Origin of the sequence: Kitasatospora sp. NPDC093102, from assembly GCF_040683915.1 — a bacterium.
Lineage (GTDB): Bacteria > Actinomycetota > Actinomycetes > Streptomycetales > Streptomycetaceae > Kitasatospora.
This window is the reverse complement of the sequence record NZ_JBFBFA010000007.1, coordinates 87,758-103,066: the sequence shown is the minus strand read 5'-3', so window position 1 is coordinate 103,066 and position 15,309 is coordinate 87,758. Positions and strand designations below refer to the sequence as shown.

The window sequence follows — 15,309 nt, the reverse complement described above, 5'->3', positions numbered from 1 at the left end:
TCGGCCCGCTGACCTCCGTCGGCTCCCGCTGGCTCCCGCCGGCTTCGCTTGGTTTCTCGAACTTCCTTTTGCAGAAAGGCACTTGATGCGTCTCGTCTTCGCAGGCACCCCCGAGGTAGCCGTCCCCGCCCTGGATGCCCTGCTCGCCTCGGACCGGCACGAGGTCGTCGCGGTGGTCACCCGCCCCGACGCTCCGGCCGGGCGCGGGCGCAAGCTGGTTGCCAGCCCCGTCGCCCAGCGCGCCGAGGAGGCCGGGATCGAGGTCCTCAAGCCGGCGAAGCCCAGCGACCCGGACTTCGTCGCCCGGCTCACCGAACTCGCCCCCGACTGCTGCCCGGTGGTCGCCTACGGCGCGCTGCTGCGCCCCGGCACCCTGGAGATCCCCGAGCACGGCTGGGTCAACCTGCACTTCTCGCTGCTGCCCGCCTGGCGCGGCGCGGCCCCGGTGCAGCACGCGGTGCTGGCCGGCGACGAGGTCACCGGTGCGTCCACCTTCCTGATCGAGCAGGGCCTGGACTCCGGCCCGGTCTACGGCGTGATCACCGAGGAGATCCGTCCGGCCGACACCAGCGGCGAGCTGCTCACCCGGCTCTCGGTCTCCGGCGCGCGGCTGCTCGCGGCCACCATGGACGGCATTGAGGACGGCACCCTGCACGCCGTGCCGCAGCCGGCCGAGGGTGTCACGCTCGCGCCGAAGATCACCGTCGAGGACGCGCGGATCGACTGGAACCACCCCGCGCTGCGGGTCGACCGGGTGGTGCGCGGCTGCGCGCCGGCGCCGGGGGCCTGGACGGAGTTCCGGGGCGAGCGGCTGAAGGTCACCGGGCCGGTCAAGCTGCTGCCGGACTCCGCCGAGCTGGCGCCGGGAGAGGTCGCGATGGTGGGCAAGAACAGCGTCCGGGTCGGGACCGGCAGCCACGACGTCGAGCTGGGGGAGGTGCGTCCGCAGGGGAAGAAGGAGATGCGGGCCGCCGACTGGGCCCGGGGCGCGCGACTGGAGGCGGGGGAGCGCTTCGGGGGCTGACGCTCCGGTTCGGCGCTACTGTTCGTTTGAGACCGTCCGTGTTCGTCCGAGACCGTCGAAGTCCGTCCGAGTTCGTCCGCGTCAGTTCATCACCGCCGTTCGTTTCATCACCACCGTTCGTTGATAGCCACCGCAGCACCTTGAGGCACCTGTGACCACCCCCAGCGCCAAGCGCGCCCCCCGCCCGCACCGCCGCCCGAAGAAGGACCCGGCCCGGATCGTCGCGTTCCGCGCACTGCGCGCCGTCGACGAGCGCGACGCGTACGCCAACCTGATCCTGCCCTCGCTGCTCCGCGAAGCCGAGCAGAAGGGCATGGACCGGCGCGACGCCGCCCTCGCCACCGAGCTGGTCTACGGCACCCTGCGCCTGCAGGGCACCTACGACGCGATCATCGCCGCCTGCATCGACCGGCCGCTCAGCAAGGTCGACCCGCCGGTGCTGGACGTGCTCTCGCTCGGCGCGCACCAGCTGCTCACCACCCGCATCCCCAGCCACGCGGCCGTCTCGGCGACCGTCGAGCTGGCCCGGGTGGTGCTCGGTGACGGCAAGGCCAAGTTCGTCAACGCCGTGCTGCGCCGGATCAGCGCCCACGACCTGGACGCCTGGATCGAGCAGGTCGCCCCGCCGTACGACCGGGACGCCGAGGACCACCTCGCGGTCGTGCACTCCCACCCGCGCTGGGTCGTCGCCGCGCTCTGGGACTCGCTCGGCCGCTGGCAGCCGGACGCCTCCGGGCGCACCGCGATGGAGGAACTGCTGCGGGCCGACAACGAGCGGCCCGAGGTCACCCTGGTCGCCAGGCCCGGCCGGGCCACCGTCGGTGAGCTGGCCGACGCGCTGCCGGAAGCCCAGCCGGGGCGCTGGTCCCCGTTCGCGCTGCGGCTCGCCGAGGGCGGCGACCCGGGCGCGGTCGCGGCGGTGCAGGAGAACCGGGCGGGCGTACAGGACGAGGGCAGCCAGCTGGTCGCGCTGGCGCTGGCCTCGGCGCCGCTGGAGGGCCAGGACCGACTCTGGCTGGACGGCTGCGCGGGCCCCGGCGGCAAGGCTGCGCTGCTCGGTGCGCTGGCCGCCGAGCGGGGGGCGGCACTGGTCGCGAGCGAGAAGCAGCCGCACCGGGCCCGGCTGGTGGCACGGGCGCTGGCGGGCAACCCCGGCCCGTACACCGTGATCGCGGCCGACGGGACGCGCCCGGCCTGGCGCTCCGGCGGCTTCGACCGGGTGCTGGTCGACGTGCCGTGCTCCGGCCTCGGTGCGCTGCGCCGCCGCCCGGAGGCGCGCTGGCGGCGCCGGCCGGCCGACGTCGCGGCCTTCGGCCCGCTCCAGCGGGACCTGCTGCGCTCGGCGATCGAGGCCACCCGGGTCGGCGGCGTGGTCGGCTACGCGACCTGCTCGCCGCACCTCGCGGAGACCCGGGCGGTCGTGGACGACGTGCTGCGGGGCGAGGGCGGCCGGGTCGAGTGGATCGACGCGCGCCCGCTGCTGCCCGGCGTCCCGGCGCTCGGCGACGGGCCGGACGTGCAGCTGTGGCCGCACCTGCACGGGACGGACGCGATGTACCTGGCGCTGCTGCGGCGCACCGCCTGACGTCGTTCCGATGTCACCTCCCCGGCCGGGGTCGTCACCTCGGCCGGGGCCGGCGATCCTGGCGGTGTGCGCCCTGACCTGCCTGCTGGTCGGCACCGGGGCGCTCCAGGCGGTCATCGGCGCGGCGGGCATCCTGTGCGCCGCCTGGCCGACGCCGCGGCGGTCCGGGCCGGAGGAGGGCCGTCGGCGCGGGCCCCGGGGGTGAGGCGTCGCGCGGTGTGGTGACGGTCACGGCCCTGGGCGGCTTGCATCTCCCGTGGGGGGAGGTAGCAGGGTGGTGGCCATGAACGGCGACGTGACGTACACCATCGGTGAGCTGGCCCGGCGGACGGGGCTGACGGTCAAGACCGTCCGCTTCTACTCGGACCAGGGGATCGTGTCGCCGGCCGACCGCAACCCGGCCGGCCACCGGAGGTACGGCGCCGACGCGGTCGCGCGCCTGGAACTGGTCCGCACCCTGCGGGAGCTCGGTCTCGGACTGCCCGCGATCAGGCGGGTGGTGGAGCGTGAACTGACGCCGGCCGAGGTCGCTGCCGCGCAGGCGGAGGCGATCGACCTCCGGATCCGGGTGCTACGGCTGCGGCGGGCGGTGCTCGGGGCGGTGGCGAGGCTCGGGTCGACGCCTGAGGAGTTGACGCTCGTGCACCGGTTGGCCCGGCTCACGGAGGACGAACGGGGCCGCCTGATCGAGGAGTTCCTGGCGGGGGTGTTCGGCGGGATCGGTGGCGACGAGCGGTTCTCCGCCGTGGCGCGCTCGTTGACGCCGCAGCTGCCGGAGGATCCGTCGGTCGAACAGGTCGAGGCCTGGGTGGAGTTGGCGCAGCTGGCAGGGGACGCCGGGTTCAGGGCGCTGCTGCGCGGGCTCGCCCAGGCGGAGGCGGCGGAGTCGGTGATCGCGGAGGCGCGGGCCGGCACGGGCTTGCCGAGGCCCGGACTGGCGGTGGCGGTGCGGGAGCTGGCCGGAGCGGCGGTCGCGGCCGGGGTGGACCCGGGGTCGGCGGAGGCGGCGGCCGTCGTCACGGAGTTGGTGGAGCGGTACGGGCAGTGGTGCGCGGGGGCGGTGCCGGGGGATGCCGGGGCGCTGCGTGACCGGTTGGCGGAGCGGCTGGGGGCGATGGCCGATCCGCGGCGGGAGCGGTACCTGGAGCTGCTGGCGGTGGTCAACCAGTGGGCCTCACCGGAGAGTTGGGCGGCGGAGGTGGACTGGGCGGTGCGCGCCGTGGCGTGAGCCGGGTACGGGGGCCGTGTGGCTGGGGTTGCGGCCGAGGTGGTTGTGGCAGTGGCTGGGCGGCTATCGGCGGGTGGGGCCGGGGAAGGCGGCGAGGAAGGCGTGGGCCTGGGCGCGGAGGTGGTCGACCGGCGGATCCTCGCAGATCACCTCCAGGCCGAGTCCGGTTGCCCGGCCCAGGTCGTAGTAGGACTGGTAGGCGAGGTACGGGCGGTGGTCGTCGGTGGGGTCGAGGCCGACGGCGAAGGTCGCGAAGTGGGGCTGCGGCCCGCCCTCGGCAGTGGTCGTTCCGGTGCGGGAGAGCTGCCACTCGAATTCGTACGGCTCGGGTTCGGCGGGCAGGTCCAGCAGGGTCTGGGCGAGTCGGCGGACCTCGTCCGGGTTCGCGAAGGGGATCGACTCCGACCAGGAGGGGGCCGAGGCGAGCAGCTCCCAGCCGTCGCCGTTGTGGCCGACGGTCAGGGCCCATGCGCCCTGCCGGTCCTGCCAGTGGCAGCTGATGATCGGGTCCACGGCGGTCAACCTCCCTGTGGTGCTGGGCCGTTCGTACCTCCTCATCGTGGCACACCGGGCGGCCCGGGGGCCTCGGCCGTGAGCCGTCCTCGGGCCCGCTGCCAGGCCTCCTGGAGCGTGCGATGGCCGGGGACGGCAGCGGGGCGGGGCCGGTCAGTCGGTGTCGGCGGCCGGGTGCCAGGGGCGATCGGGGCGGGTAGGGACCGGGGCGGAGGTGAGGCGCAGCGCGTACACCTCGCGGTCGGTCGCCTCGTGCGGGACCTGGCCGAGGTACTCGTGGCCGGTCAGGTGGCACCAGGCGGGGAGGTCGAGCGGGGCGGCGGGGTCGGTGGTGTGGATGTGGACCACCGCGCCGGCCGGGAGGTGCGCGATCCGGGCACGCAGCCGGAGCAGGAGCTGGACGCAGAGCAGGCCGGTGCCGTCGATGGTGAGGTCGGGGGTCTCTGCGGCGGCCTTGGGGGTGGCGGCGTCGGCTGCGGTCATCGGGGGGTCTCCTGGGTGATGCGCCAGAGGCGGCGGGGCAGTTCGCCCTCCTCGAAGGGGTGGACGTCGGTCAGGCGCCAGCCCTCGGCGAGCGCGTCCACCAGCTCGCGGGGGAAGAAGTGGACGGCGAAGCCGCCGTGCTCCCAGATGTCGTCCCCGTGGCCGGTGCCGGCGCCGTAGTGGGCGTCGCCGGTGTGGCGGACGGTGTAGACGAAGGTGCCGCCAGGGCGCAGGACCCGGCGGACCTCGGCGACGAGCGCCTCGATCTCCTCGGTGGAGAGCGCCATGCAGAGCAGCATGTGGGCGAAGACCGCGTCGACGGAGGCGTCGGGGAGGGGAAGCGGCTCGCGGACGTCGTGGGTGAGGACCGAGAGCCGGTCGGCCAGGCCCTGGTCCGCCGCGGCGGCGCGCAGCTGTTGCAGGCCGGTCGGGCTGAAGTCGGCCGCCAGCACGCGGAAGCCCGCGCGGGCGAAGTGCAGCGCGTCGCGCCCGTGGCCGGCGCCCAGTTCCAGCACGTCCCGCGCCCCGGCGGCGGCGAACACCTCGGCGGCGTGCTCGGCGGGGGCGGAGGGCTGCTCGCCGTACATCCCGGGGTTGGCGGTGTAGGTCCGCTGCCAGTGCGCACGTTGGGCGTCGGCGAGGGTGTGCTCCAGGCCGGGCCCGGTGCCGGGGGTGTCGGTCATGGTGCTGCCCTTCGCGGGTGGTGCGCCTGGTGCGGGTGGTGTGGGCGGTGCGCCTGGTGCGGTGGTGCGGTGGTGCGAGGCCAGCCTAGGACGTGAGGGCGCGCGGTGGGTGTGCCGGGGTGCGGTGGGCGTGGGGCCGGGCCAGGGGGAGCCGGCTCAGCCGAGGCGCTGACCGGGGGCGGTGCCGCCGAGACGGGTGAGCAGGGTGGACAGTCGGCCGAGGTCCTCGGCGCTCCACTGCCCGGCCGCGAAGTGGTCGGCGGCGACCTGGCGGGCGGTGTGCAGCATCTCGGCGAGCCGCTCGCGGCCGGTCGGGGTGAGGGCGGCGTAGGCGACCCGGGCGTCGCGGGCGGCGGTCTCGCGGGTGACCAGGCCGATCCGCTCCAGCGGCGCGAGGCCGCGGGTCACGCCGGAGGCGGTGAGCCCGAGGGCTTCTGCGAGGTCGACCCGGCGCATCCGGCCGCCGGGGGCCTGGGAGAGGTGGAGCAGCATGGTGAAGTCGGCCAGGCTGACGCCGTGCAGGCTGCTGAGGCCGGCGTCGAAGCGCTTGACCACGGCCGTCTGGGCGCGGACCAGCCGCAGAGCGGTATCCAGCGGATCGGGGCCCGGGCCCGTTGTGGCCGGCGCGGTCGCGGTCGGCCCTGTTCGCTCCGACTGCTCTGGCTGTTCTGTCATTGCCACCTCCTTGACTGCTCAAGTATATCCCGACGGGGCGCCGTCAAGGAGGTGGCGGAGGGGGAGGGGATCGGATCAGTGAGCGGTGTTGGCGGCGCGGCGCAGACGCTTGCCGAGCGGCGCCTGGGAGAGGTCCTCGGCCTGGGAGCGGAGGTTCTTGTAGCCGTAGCCGCGTTCGGTGAGCCAGTTCTGTGCCGACTGTTCGGCCCGCTCGGTGGCGTCCAGGATGTCCTCCTCGGCCTCGCCCTCGTCGAGGAAGCGGAAGGTGAAGGCGGCCCTCGCGGACAGGTCGTAGCTGAGGTGGCCCTCGTGGGTGAAGGCGGCGTGCAGCACGTCGTGCTCGGGTGCGGCGGCGAGCAGTTCGGTGCGCTGTTCGTCGGTGAGGCCGTCGAAGACGCCGCGCACCATGATGCGGAAGGTTCGAGTGGTCATCCCCCGACCATAGGCAGTACGGGCCGTCGGCCGCCAACGCGATTTCGGGCGCCGCGGTGCGGCAGCCTGGCCCGGTGACCGAACAGGGGCGCGGGCCGGGCATTCGTGAACTCGTCGAACTCGTCGAACTCGTCATGGCGGACGGACTCGGGGCGGGTGTGTTTCGGCGCCCGTAGGCGGTCGGGTGTGAGGGTCAGTCGGGGGTGAGTGCTTCGGCGAGCCCGTCCGCGTACCGGGTGAGCCGGTCGAGCTCGGGGCCGCCCCGGGCGCGCCGGAAGCCGTGCCGTCGGCCATGGAAGGCGGCCTGGACGGCGTGGAGTTGGACCCAGCGGCGGGTGCGTTCACGGTCCAGCTCGGCGGCCTCGGTGAAGACGTCGAGTGCTCGGAGGAGTGTGCGGTTCACGTCCGTCGCGCCGAGCAGGGTCAGGGCGTGGACCTTGAGCAGGGTGCCGCCGTCGTAGGCCCGGTCGCCCGCGTAGCCCTTGGGGTCCACGGCCAGCCAGGGTTCGCGCTCCGCCCGCAGGATGTTGCGGGGGTGGAGGTCGCCGTGGACGAGCACGTCCGGCTGGCTGCGGGCGAGTTCGCGGACGGTCGCGAGGGCGGCGCCTACCGTGCGGGGCGGCAGGGCGTGGGACAGGGAGGCCGCGTCGGCGCGTAGTCGGGCCTCCCAGTCCGCCGCCTGCTCGCTCAGCCGGGGCAGGCCCGGCGGTGCCGGGACGGCGAGCCGGCGGCTGAGCCGCCCGGCGACCGTCAGCACCTCGTCGCTGTCCCGGACCTCCGCGAGTGTTGCCGGGCTCGCCCGTTCGAGCAGCATCGCGAAGCGCTCGTCGTCCCGTTCGTACAGCCGGACGGCGCCCCGGCCCGCCCACACCGCGAAGGCGTCCGGTTCGTGGACGTTGCCCGGGTGGGGGAACGAGACCTTCAGTACGGCCGGGCGCCCCGAGGCCTGCCGGACCGGGAGGATCAGGCCGACGCCGCCGTGGGTGGCCGCGCCGTCCGGTACGCAGCCCCAGCGGTCCAGCAGTTCGGCGGCGAGGCGGGGGAGTTCGGCGATCCAGGCAGCGCCGGAGGCTCCCTCGCGGTCGACGGTGGTGTGGGCGAGCCCGTCGGGGACGGTGATCACGAGGGTTCCTTGCGGTGGTGGGGGAGGGGCGGTGCGGCGGTTGGTTCGGCCGGGCTCAGGGGGCGAAGGGGCCGAAGGTCGTGGCGGCGAGGCGGAGCGCCGGTGCCGGGGTGTCGGGCCCGGTGCCGACGGAGTAGACCAGCCGCTTGCGAAGGTCCGGGGTGGTGAAGAAGCCGCCGGAGTACCCGAGGTCGTGTCCGGTCTTGCCCCAGAGCACCGTGCCGTCCTGCAGGGCAATGGCCGTCAGCCCGGCGCTGTGGCAGGCCCGGCCCTTGTCCGGACCGAACCGGCACTCGTCCGCCCCGCGTACGGGCAGCAGCCGGCCCGAGGCGTCCCGCGGAAGGGTGAGCAGGTCGTGCAGCTGCTGGGGCGGCAGGAGTTCGCCGTCCAGCAGCGCGCGCAGGAAGCGGTCCAGGTCGGCCGGGGTGGAGACCATTGACTCCGGGTTGCCGCCCTGTTCGGAGACGTCCGTCGGGATGCCCGCGTTGTCGGGGTAGTAGCCGGTCAGGTGGGGCTCGGGCATCGCGGGCCTGCCCTCCGTCACCTCGGTGTGCCGCAGGCCGAGCGGGTTCAGGATGCGGGCCGTCACCTCATCCCTGATCGTGTGCCCGGTCACCTGCTCGATGATCCGGCCCGCCAGCCGGTAGTTGACGCTGTTGTACTCCTGTGCGGTGCCCGGATCGAAGGCCGGGCTCGCCTCGGGCAGGCCCTTCTCCGGGTGGGGACGGAGCGTCCGCTGTATGACCAGGTCGAGCGTCTCGTTCGCGAACCGGTGGGCGATCAGGCCGTCGTGGTCCTCGACCTCCGGGCCCTCGACGGCCTGCGGAAGTCCGCTGGTGTGGTCGAGGAGTTGGCGGACGGTGATCGGCAGCGTGAAGCTCGCGGGCAGGGTGCCGGGCAGGTACTGCTGGACGGTGCCGTCCAGGGAGATCCGCTGCTCGGCGGCGAGTTGGAGCAGTACCGCGGCGACGAAGGGCTTGTTGATGCTGCCGATCCGGAACGCGGCGTTCGGCGCCACCGGCCGCCCACTCACCGGATCGCCCGCGCTGCCGCGCCAGGCCCGGCCGTCGACCGTCACCCGGGCGACCACTCCCGCCACCGGGTCGCCCGGCCGGGCGGTGATCGCGGCGTCGAGGGCGGCCGGATCGGGACCGGTGGGCGGTGCCTGACCGACGGCGGGCGAGGGCGAGGGCTCGGCGGCGAGGGCGGGTGCGGCGGGAGCTGCTGCGAGGAACAGGGCGGCGAGGCCGCGTGCGAGGGCGGCGGTTCTGGTGACGGCCATGTGCTCTCCGATGCCGTTGGGGCGGGTGTGGGGCGGATTGATCCGCCCTGGAGAACACGAAGCTGACGAACGATCAGTTCCACCCCGCCGGCACGGAGGTGGAGAGCGTGGTCGCGGAACACGGTGGAGACTCCCTTCCACGGCGGCCCGGGTGGCCGCCGTCGCGGTGACTCCAAGATTGATCGCCGAGACCCTGTCCGCGCATGTGCCGATCGGCAGGAATCCCGCCGGAATGCGAGCGGCCCTCCCCTGCCGATCGGCAGGGGAGGGCCGCTCGCACCCCCGCGGCGGAGGGGGCGACTACACCCGTGCCGGGAGTCGGGTGCAGACCGCCCCCGCCACCAGCGGCGCGGGCTCGGCGCCCAGGGCGGCGAGGGTGAAGGCGGTGGTCAGCGCACTGATGTCGCGGGACTCGCGGATCAGGAGGTGGCTGGCGCCCGGGGCCTCGTACCGCGCGAGGTCCGGGACGACCCGCCGGGCGCGCAGCGCGTACTCCAGGGACTGGGTGGCGCCGGCCGTGCTGTGGTCCCCGGTGCCGTGGACGATCAGCACTCGCCGACCGGCCAGCTGGCCGACCGGGTCACCGCTGGGCAGCCAGGGGGCGATCCCGGCCACGCCGACCACGGAGGGGTGCCCGGCGCACCAGAAGGCGGCGCGCCCGCCGAGCGAGTTGCCGATCAGTGCGACGGGCGTGTCCGGGTACAGCCGGGTGAGCTCGTCGAGCGCCCAGTGGGTGTCGACGGCGGTGTCGGCGTCGGCGTCGTTCCAGCCGCCGAGGCGGTAGCGCAGCAGGTGCACCGCGAGGCCGTGCGGCCGGCCGCGCTCGGTGAGCTCGGCGGCCAGGTCCCGCAGGCCCAGTTCGGCGAGCTTCAGGGGTGCGCGCCGACTGCGGATGAATCCGCCCGGCAGCAGCAGGGCGACGCCGTTGACCGGCCCCTCCCCCTGTCGCGGAGTCAGCTCTGCGGTGCGCGGACGCTGCGCTCGGAACACGCGAAATCCCTCCTGATGTGTACAGGCGGATTCTACGGTTCCGGCGAGGGGCCACGGTGCACCAGCAGGGACCGCAGGACCCAGCCGGAGACCCGGGTGCGCACCACCATGACCCTCGCCCAGCGGGCGCCGAGCGGGGAGGTCCAGGTGTTCACGACCTCGACCCGGTCACCCGAACGTGCGAGTCCGATGACGGCGTCCTCACCGAAGTGGGCGACCCGGACGTTGGCGGCGTCGGCCGAACACCTCCCACCAGCCCGACGTGGAGATCGGGCGCACCGGAGGCGCGGGAGCAGACCCTTGCCACCGTCAGCTGTCCTTCCGTGGAGGAGGGTTGGCGTGGCCAGGCGGACGGCCGGGGCGCCGATCGGCGCCCCGGCCGGCGCCAGGACGCGCTCCGCCGAACCGGCGGGCAGCAGCACCGGCCGGGGGACGGATGGGCCCCGGTGCCCGCCGCTCAGCGCGGGCCGGCGGCCGGTTCGGCGCGGGGATCGGGGTGGCGCGGGATCCAGTGCAGTTCGCGAGCGGCCTTGGCGTTGGAGACCCGCAGGGTGGTGTCGAGCATCAGCTCGCCGAGGTAGGGCACGGCGGCCCGCAGGGCCCAGCCGGGGAGGCGGAGGGCCGGGCGGCCGCGGCGGGTGGCGGTGGCCAACTCGCCGAAGCTCGCCGGGTGGTCGCCCGTGAGGTTGTACGCCTCGCCCGCGCGGCCGTGCTCCAGCGCGGCCAGCGTGGCGGTGGCGGCGTCCTCGACGTGGGTCCACGGCACCACCCCGCCGCCGCCCAGCGGAACGGGCAGCGGGCGGGCGCCGGGGGTCGGGTCGAACCACGTGCCCGGGCCGTGGAACAGGCCGTAGCGCAAGGCGATCCCGGCCACGTGCGGGGCGTCGAAGGCCCGCTGCTCGGCCTCGACCAGGCCGGTGACGACGTGGTCGGAGGCGGTGGCCCGGGGGCCCGTGCCGTACACGCCGAACGGGTCCTCCTCGCTGAGGAACCGGTTTCCGTGGTCGCGACAGCCGTAGCCGAGGACCAGGGACTGGGTGAGGAAGCGCTCGGCGCCCACGACCCGTGCGGCGGCCAGCAGATTGGCGGAGCCGCGGACGCGCAGCACGTTGGTCGGATTGTCGGCGGCCACCCTGCGGGAGGGCGCGCGGAGGGCGGTCAGCTGGTGGATCACCGCGTCCGCGGCCAGGCCGTCCACCGCGCGCAGCAGCCCCTCGCGGTCCAGCGCATCGGCCCGTACGGGCGTGCAGCCTGCGGCGAGGACGGCCCGCGCCGAGTGCTCTGAGCGGGCGAGGGCCAGGACCTGGTGGCCCGCGTCGATCAGCACCCGGGTCAGCGGGGCGCCGATCGCCCCGGTCGCACCTGCCAGTAGTACGCGCATCGTCCGCTCCTTCGAGTTCTTCGAGTCCTTCGGGCCGGGCCGTGAGGCCGTCGTCAGCAGGGACCGGGCAGGCCGCCGGAACGTGACACGGCGATGGGTGCAGGGGTTCGGGCAGGGGTTCGCGGACGGGCTCGGGCAGTGATCGCGCGTCGTCGGCCGGCCCGGGGGACGACCGCCCGGAGGAGGGCTTCAGCAACGCCCTGCTCAAGCAGGACCTGAGCCGGGGGACCGTCGAGGCCCGCGAGTTCGGGCGCGACGGGGCCTTGGGCGAGGCGGTGTTCGCCCCGCCGAGTCGCCGACGGCGGAGGACGACGGACACCTGATCGCGTACGTCCTCGACCCGGGCCGGGGCGCGACGGACCTGGTGATCCTCGCCGCCCAGGACTTCACCGGCGAGCCCGTCGCCCGCGTCCACCTGCCGGTGCGGGTGCCGTCGGGCCTGTACGGGAACGGGGTTCCGGGCGGGGAACCGGGGCAGAGGCAGGGGGCCGATGTCGTCCCGCGACAGGGGGGAGGCCCGGGATGGCGGGAGTCGCGGTCATGCCGGGCAACGCAGGCCGGCGTCCCCGGGGCACCCAATCGGATTCCCCTTCCGCGGCAATGCAGGGCAGGGCGGTGCGGCGGCCGGGGGTGAGGGGCGGGGATCGTCATGATCCCGGTGGCCGGGGCCTGGTGTGTGCGGGTCATGGCCGGGGTTTTCCCTGCTCTTTGTTTCGGATCATGGCGCGCTCTGCGACGATCCGATGATCGTCGCCCCGACGTGGGGGCGGCGCGTCGCAGGGGAGAGACCGGCATGGCTGTTCGGCCCGAGGACAGTGTCGTCCGGGCGAGATGGGGAGCCAGGTTCGCCTGGGACAAGGAGACCTGGATGGTGGTCTCCGGCGGGGTGCTGGGGGCGATGTTCGCGAGCATGGGGCTGGCGGTGCTGTTCGGCCCGGCGAACGGGTTCGGCGGCGACAGCCTCGCGTACATGGGGATCATCAGCATCCTCGGGCTGATGCCCTGTGGTGCGGGCTTCGTCTGGGCGCTGATCCACCCGAAGGCCGGGTTCCCCTCGGCCGCCGTCGGTGCGCTGCTGGGGCTCGGGATCTTCGTCGGCTTCGCCGGGGACGGCCTCAACGACTCCTGGAAGGCGCCGCTGGACCGGCCGTCCACGATCCGCGCGGTGGGCAGCTGGACCAGCGGGGACCTGGTGGTGCGGGTCCGGCCGGACCTGGTGGTGGCGTACCGCAGCGTCACCGGGGCCGTCGCCTGGCGCTGGACCCCGCCCGGGGAGGACTCGGTGTGCGCGATGAGCCGGGGCACCGGGCCCGACGGGACGGGCCGCGGCGGCGCCGTCGGTCTGATCGGCCACTCGCCGCACGGCACACCGTGCTCGGCCGTCACCTCGCTCGACCTCGCCGACGGCACGGAGGGCTGGACCGCCACCGTGGACGCGCCCGCCCGGGACGGGGACGACGCGGCACCGGACGTGGTCGCGGTGGCCGGGCAGCAGGCCCTCCTCCAGGAGAGGTCCGGCTGGCGCGCCGTCCGGCTGGCGGACGGCCGGGACGTCTGGCGCAGCGCGGCCGATCCCGGCTGCTCCCCGTTGCAGGTCGCGGGCGGGCCCGGGGACGCCGTCACGGTCGCGCAGTGCGGCGACGCGGCGCCCGTACTGCGCTCGCTGGCGCCGGCGGACGGCCGGGAGCAACAGCGGATCGCGCTGCCCGCGGCGGGCGGGCTGAAGAACCTGGCGGTGGTGTCGGTCGACCCGCTCGCGGTGTGGGTGGACGCCCAGGCCGAGCGCGGCACCCACGCGGTGCTCAGCTACGACCGTACCGGCCGGCAGCGGGCGGCGATACCGGTCGCCGGGGACGAGTACGACCTGGACGTGATGCTGGGCGGGCTGCACGCCTTCGACGAGTTCACCGCCCGGCCGCTGTTCGGCGGGGTGGTGGTGGGGGACCTGTTCGTCGTGCCGGGCGAGAAGCCCGGCGACGTCAGCATCAGCGGCGGCAGGCACCCGAGCCGGACCGCCACCGGCCGGCTGCTGGCGTACTCGCTCACGGACGGCGGCAAGCGGTGGACGGCGGGACTGGACGACCAGGTGACCGGTCTGGTGGTGGACGGCGGCTCGGTGTGGGCGATGACCCGGGGCCGGGTGACCAGGGTGGAGGCGGCCACCGGGCGGCAGAGCGCGGTGCTGGACGTGAACGACACCGTGTCGCTCTACCCGGTGGACCTGTCGGTGTCGGGCCCGGAGCGGTTCACGGTGGTGGCGGAGGACGGGACGCGGGACGAGCCGCCGGTGCGGGTGATGAACTGACGGCGGACGGCAGGTCGCCCCTGGCGCGTTGGCTGCCTGTCCCCGCCGCGCTGCGGTTCGTCCCCCGCCGCGTTCGCGGCTACCGGAAACCCGGGTAGCCGAGGACGAGGATCCGCTCCGCCGGGTTCCGGACGTAGGGGACCACCGTGCCGGTCGGCTCGAAGCCGAGCCGGCGGTAGAAGGCCTGGGCGCGCCCGTTGTCCTCGTGCACGCCCAGGGTCAGCGCCCCCACGGTGGTGTGCTCCCGGGCGTGGCGGACGACCGCGCGCACCAGGTCGGCGGCCGGGCCGGCGGCGCCGCGGTGCGCCGGGGTGACGTAGACCGAGTGGATGTGCACGTGGTCGGGGACGTCCGGCAGGGGCTCGACGCCGGCGATCCCGACCCAGGCGCCGGTCTCGTCACCGGCCGTGAAGGTGGCGGACTCCCGTGCCGTGGCCCCGTGGGCGGCCCGGTGCCGCCAGTAGTCCTCGGGGCGGGCGGCGGAGTCCGCGTACGAGGAGCTGAAGGCCTTCGGGGAGTCCCGCAGCGCCTCCAGCGTGATCCCGCGCAGTTCCCGCCACTCCCCGGCGGCCATCCGGCGTACGTCGTAGTGCATGCGTCGAGCCTGGCACGGGCCGGGCGGCGGCCGGATCACGCACGGGGATGATCTTCGCCACCCTCCGTGCCCCGTGACGGGGCCCGCCACCGGCGGATCTGAGCCTTCCCGGTGGTTGTGTCAGGCTGGTGGGGGAGCACCGCCGAGATCGGGAGACTCGTGATGGCCGAGATCAGGGTGAACGGGGTGGCGCTGCACTACGAGGCCCGAGGTGAGGGCCCCGGTGTCGTCCTGGTGCACGGTTCCTGGAGCGACGCGGACTCCTGGGCGCGGGTGCTGCCGGGTCTGGCCGAGTCCACCACGGCGGTCGCCTACGACCGCCGTGGGCACAGTCGCAGCGAGGACCTGCTCACCCAGGGTTCGGTGCACGAGGACGCGGCCGACCTGGCCGGGCTGATCCAGGGGCTGGGCCTCGCGCCGGTCTTCGCCTACGGCGACTCCTACGGCGCGCTGGTCACCCTCAGGCTCGCCGCCGCCCGGCCCGACCTGCTGCGCGGGATCGCCGTGCACGAGCCGCCGGGCACCGGCATCCTGCTCGCCGACCCGGACCTGCGCCCGATCGGCACCGCCTTCGCCGACCGGATCGCCGCCGTCCGGGAGCTGCTGGAGCGGGCCGAGTCGGCCGCGGCGGCCGAGCTGTACGTGGACAGCCTCGCCCTCGGCCCGGGTGCCTGGGAGCAGCTGCCCGCGCCGGTCCGGCACACCTACATCCGCAACGCGCCCACCTACCTGGACGAGCTGCGCGACCCGGACGCGCTCGACCTCGACCTCACCGGGCTCTCCCGGTTCGGTGAACCGGCACTGCTCACCCAGAGCGACGACAGCGCGCCGATGTTCGGCGAGGTGCTGGACCTGATCGACCTCACCCTGCCCAAGGCGGAACGCCACCTGTACGAGAGCGCCGGGCACGCCCCGCACCTGTCGCAGCCGGAGGAGTGGGTGCGGGTGGTGCTGCCGCGGGCGCTGTTCTGAGGCTCCACGGCTCCGAGGCGCCACGGCTCCGAGGCGCC

18 protein-coding genes are annotated in these 15,309 nt (G+C 74.9%); 7 read left to right on the top strand and 11 right to left on the bottom strand.

Features of this window, described 5'->3' with window-relative positions; all coding sequences use genetic code 11:
- The first annotated feature begins 85 nt into the window (after positions 1-85).
- The 4 genes from fmt (at position 86) to AB0O11_RS12620 (ending at position 3,837) form a co-directional block, all read left to right on the top strand.
- Positions 86-1,024, top strand: coding sequence for a methionyl-tRNA formyltransferase (gene fmt, locus AB0O11_RS12635; RefSeq protein ID WP_363384978.1), 939 nt, complete (start codon positions 86-88; stop codon positions 1,022-1,024).
- Positions 1,025-1,175: 151 nt separating this feature from the next.
- The gene (locus AB0O11_RS12630) at positions 1,176-2,609 is read left to right on the top strand and encodes a transcription antitermination factor NusB (RefSeq protein ID WP_363384977.1); all 1,434 of its coding nucleotides are present in this window, start codon (positions 1,176-1,178) and stop codon (positions 2,607-2,609) included.
- A 64-nt stretch (positions 2,610-2,673) separates the two neighbouring features.
- Positions 2,674-2,814: a hypothetical protein gene (locus tag AB0O11_RS12625; RefSeq protein WP_363384975.1), complete on the top strand. Its 141-nt coding sequence runs from the start codon at positions 2,674-2,676 to the stop codon at positions 2,812-2,814.
- A 78-nt stretch (positions 2,815-2,892) separates the two neighbouring features.
- Positions 2,893-3,837: a MerR family transcriptional regulator gene (locus AB0O11_RS12620; protein WP_363384971.1), complete on the top strand. Its 945-nt coding sequence runs from the start codon at positions 2,893-2,895 to the stop codon at positions 3,835-3,837.
- A gap of 63 nt (positions 3,838-3,900) precedes the next feature.
- Here the strand turns inward: AB0O11_RS12620 and AB0O11_RS12615 are convergent, their stop codons facing one another.
- From AB0O11_RS12615 to AB0O11_RS12570, 10 genes are all read right to left on the bottom strand, one after another.
- A complete protein-coding gene (locus tag AB0O11_RS12615; RefSeq protein WP_363384969.1) occupies positions 3,901-4,350 on the bottom strand; it encodes a hypothetical protein in 450 nt (149 codons plus the stop codon).
- A 153-nt stretch (positions 4,351-4,503) separates the two neighbouring features.
- Entirely contained in the window at positions 4,504-4,833 is a 330-nt protein-coding gene (locus AB0O11_RS12610; RefSeq protein WP_363384966.1) for a sulfurtransferase TusA family protein, read from the bottom strand.
- The gene (locus AB0O11_RS12605) at positions 4,830-5,516 is read right to left on the bottom strand and encodes a class I SAM-dependent methyltransferase (protein WP_363384963.1); all 687 of its coding nucleotides are present in this window, start codon (positions 5,514-5,516) and stop codon (positions 4,830-4,832) included. The genes AB0O11_RS12610 and AB0O11_RS12605 overlap by 4 nt, the downstream gene beginning before the upstream one ends.
- A gap of 156 nt (positions 5,517-5,672) precedes the next feature.
- Positions 5,673-6,191 (bottom strand): MarR family winged helix-turn-helix transcriptional regulator, encoded by a 519-nt coding sequence (locus AB0O11_RS12600; protein WP_363384960.1) that lies wholly within the window; start codon positions 6,189-6,191, stop codon positions 5,673-5,675.
- 75 nt (positions 6,192-6,266) lie between these two features.
- On the bottom strand, positions 6,267-6,623 hold the full coding sequence (locus tag AB0O11_RS12595; protein ID WP_363384958.1) for a DUF6204 family protein: 357 nt from the start codon (positions 6,621-6,623) through the stop codon (positions 6,267-6,269).
- A gap of 193 nt (positions 6,624-6,816) precedes the next feature.
- Positions 6,817-7,746, bottom strand: a complete 930-nt coding sequence (locus AB0O11_RS12590) for an aminoglycoside phosphotransferase family protein (protein ID WP_363384956.1) — start codon at positions 7,744-7,746, stop codon at positions 6,817-6,819.
- Positions 7,747-7,801: 55 nt separating this feature from the next.
- Positions 7,802-9,028, bottom strand: a complete 1,227-nt coding sequence (locus AB0O11_RS12585; protein ID WP_363384953.1) for a serine hydrolase domain-containing protein — start codon at positions 9,026-9,028, stop codon at positions 7,802-7,804.
- Positions 9,029-9,328: 300 nt separating this feature from the next.
- Complete coding sequence (locus tag AB0O11_RS12580; protein WP_363384950.1) at positions 9,329-10,018, bottom strand: alpha/beta hydrolase; 690 nt, start codon at positions 10,016-10,018, stop codon at positions 9,329-9,331.
- A gap of 32 nt (positions 10,019-10,050) precedes the next feature.
- Entirely contained in the window at positions 10,051-10,173 is a 123-nt protein-coding gene (locus tag AB0O11_RS12575; protein ID WP_363384947.1) for a hypothetical protein, read from the bottom strand.
- A 302-nt stretch (positions 10,174-10,475) separates the two neighbouring features.
- Entirely contained in the window at positions 10,476-11,399 is a 924-nt protein-coding gene (locus AB0O11_RS12570; RefSeq protein WP_363384945.1) for an NAD(P)-dependent oxidoreductase, read from the bottom strand.
- Positions 11,400-11,718: 319 nt separating this feature from the next.
- Between AB0O11_RS12570 and AB0O11_RS12565 the strand changes: the two genes are divergently transcribed.
- Together AB0O11_RS12565 and AB0O11_RS12560 are read left to right on the top strand one after the other, a co-directional pair.
- Positions 11,719-12,033, top strand: a complete 315-nt coding sequence (locus tag AB0O11_RS12565) for a carotenoid oxygenase family protein (RefSeq protein WP_363385488.1) — start codon at positions 11,719-11,721, stop codon at positions 12,031-12,033.
- Between the two features lie 234 nt (positions 12,034-12,267).
- Positions 12,268-13,704 (top strand): hypothetical protein, encoded by a 1,437-nt coding sequence (locus tag AB0O11_RS12560; RefSeq protein ID WP_363384942.1) that lies wholly within the window; start codon positions 12,268-12,270, stop codon positions 13,702-13,704.
- Between the two features lie 79 nt (positions 13,705-13,783).
- Here AB0O11_RS12560 and AB0O11_RS12555 read toward each other — a convergent pair whose 3' ends face one another.
- Positions 13,784-14,299, bottom strand: a complete 516-nt coding sequence (locus AB0O11_RS12555; RefSeq protein ID WP_363384940.1) for a GNAT family N-acetyltransferase — start codon at positions 14,297-14,299, stop codon at positions 13,784-13,786.
- 162 nt (positions 14,300-14,461) lie between these two features.
- On the opposite strand from AB0O11_RS12555, the gene AB0O11_RS12550 reads away from it, so the two are divergent.
- The gene (locus AB0O11_RS12550) at positions 14,462-15,271 is read left to right on the top strand and encodes an alpha/beta hydrolase (protein WP_363384937.1); all 810 of its coding nucleotides are present in this window, start codon (positions 14,462-14,464) and stop codon (positions 15,269-15,271) included.
- Positions 15,272-15,309 lie beyond the last annotated feature (38 nt).

What these genes read in the sequence shown, in the direction of transcription:
- AB0O11_RS12570 (WP_363384945.1), bottom strand. Translation starts at nt 11,399, where the DNA reads ATGCGCGTACTACTGGCAGGTGCGACCGGGGCGATCGGCGCCCCGCTG.
- AB0O11_RS12600 (WP_363384960.1), bottom strand. Translation starts at nt 6,191, where the DNA reads ATGACAGAACAGCCAGAGCAGTCGGAGCGAACAGGGCCGACCGCGACC.
- AB0O11_RS12605 (WP_363384963.1), bottom strand. Translation starts at nt 5,516, where the DNA reads ATGACCGACACCCCCGGCACCGGGCCCGGCCTGGAGCACACCCTCGCC.
- AB0O11_RS12610 (WP_363384966.1), bottom strand. Translation starts at nt 4,833, where the DNA reads ATGACCGCAGCCGACGCCGCCACCCCCAAGGCCGCCGCAGAGACCCCC.
- AB0O11_RS12555 (WP_363384940.1), bottom strand. Translation starts at nt 14,299, where the DNA reads ATGCACTACGACGTACGCCGGATGGCCGCCGGGGAGTGGCGGGAACTG.
- fmt (WP_363384978.1), top strand. Translation starts at nt 86, where the DNA reads ATGCGTCTCGTCTTCGCAGGCACCCCCGAGGTAGCCGTCCCCGCCCTG.
- AB0O11_RS12585 (WP_363384953.1), bottom strand. Translation starts at nt 9,028, where the DNA reads ATGGCCGTCACCAGAACCGCCGCCCTCGCACGCGGCCTCGCCGCCCTG.
- AB0O11_RS12595 (WP_363384958.1), bottom strand. Translation starts at nt 6,623, where the DNA reads ATGACCACTCGAACCTTCCGCATCATGGTGCGCGGCGTCTTCGACGGC.
- AB0O11_RS12620 (WP_363384971.1), top strand. Translation starts at nt 2,893, where the DNA reads ATGAACGGCGACGTGACGTACACCATCGGTGAGCTGGCCCGGCGGACG.
- AB0O11_RS12560 (WP_363384942.1), top strand. Translation starts at nt 12,268, where the DNA reads ATGGTGGTCTCCGGCGGGGTGCTGGGGGCGATGTTCGCGAGCATGGGG.
- AB0O11_RS12550 (WP_363384937.1), top strand. Translation starts at nt 14,462, where the DNA reads ATGGCCGAGATCAGGGTGAACGGGGTGGCGCTGCACTACGAGGCCCGA.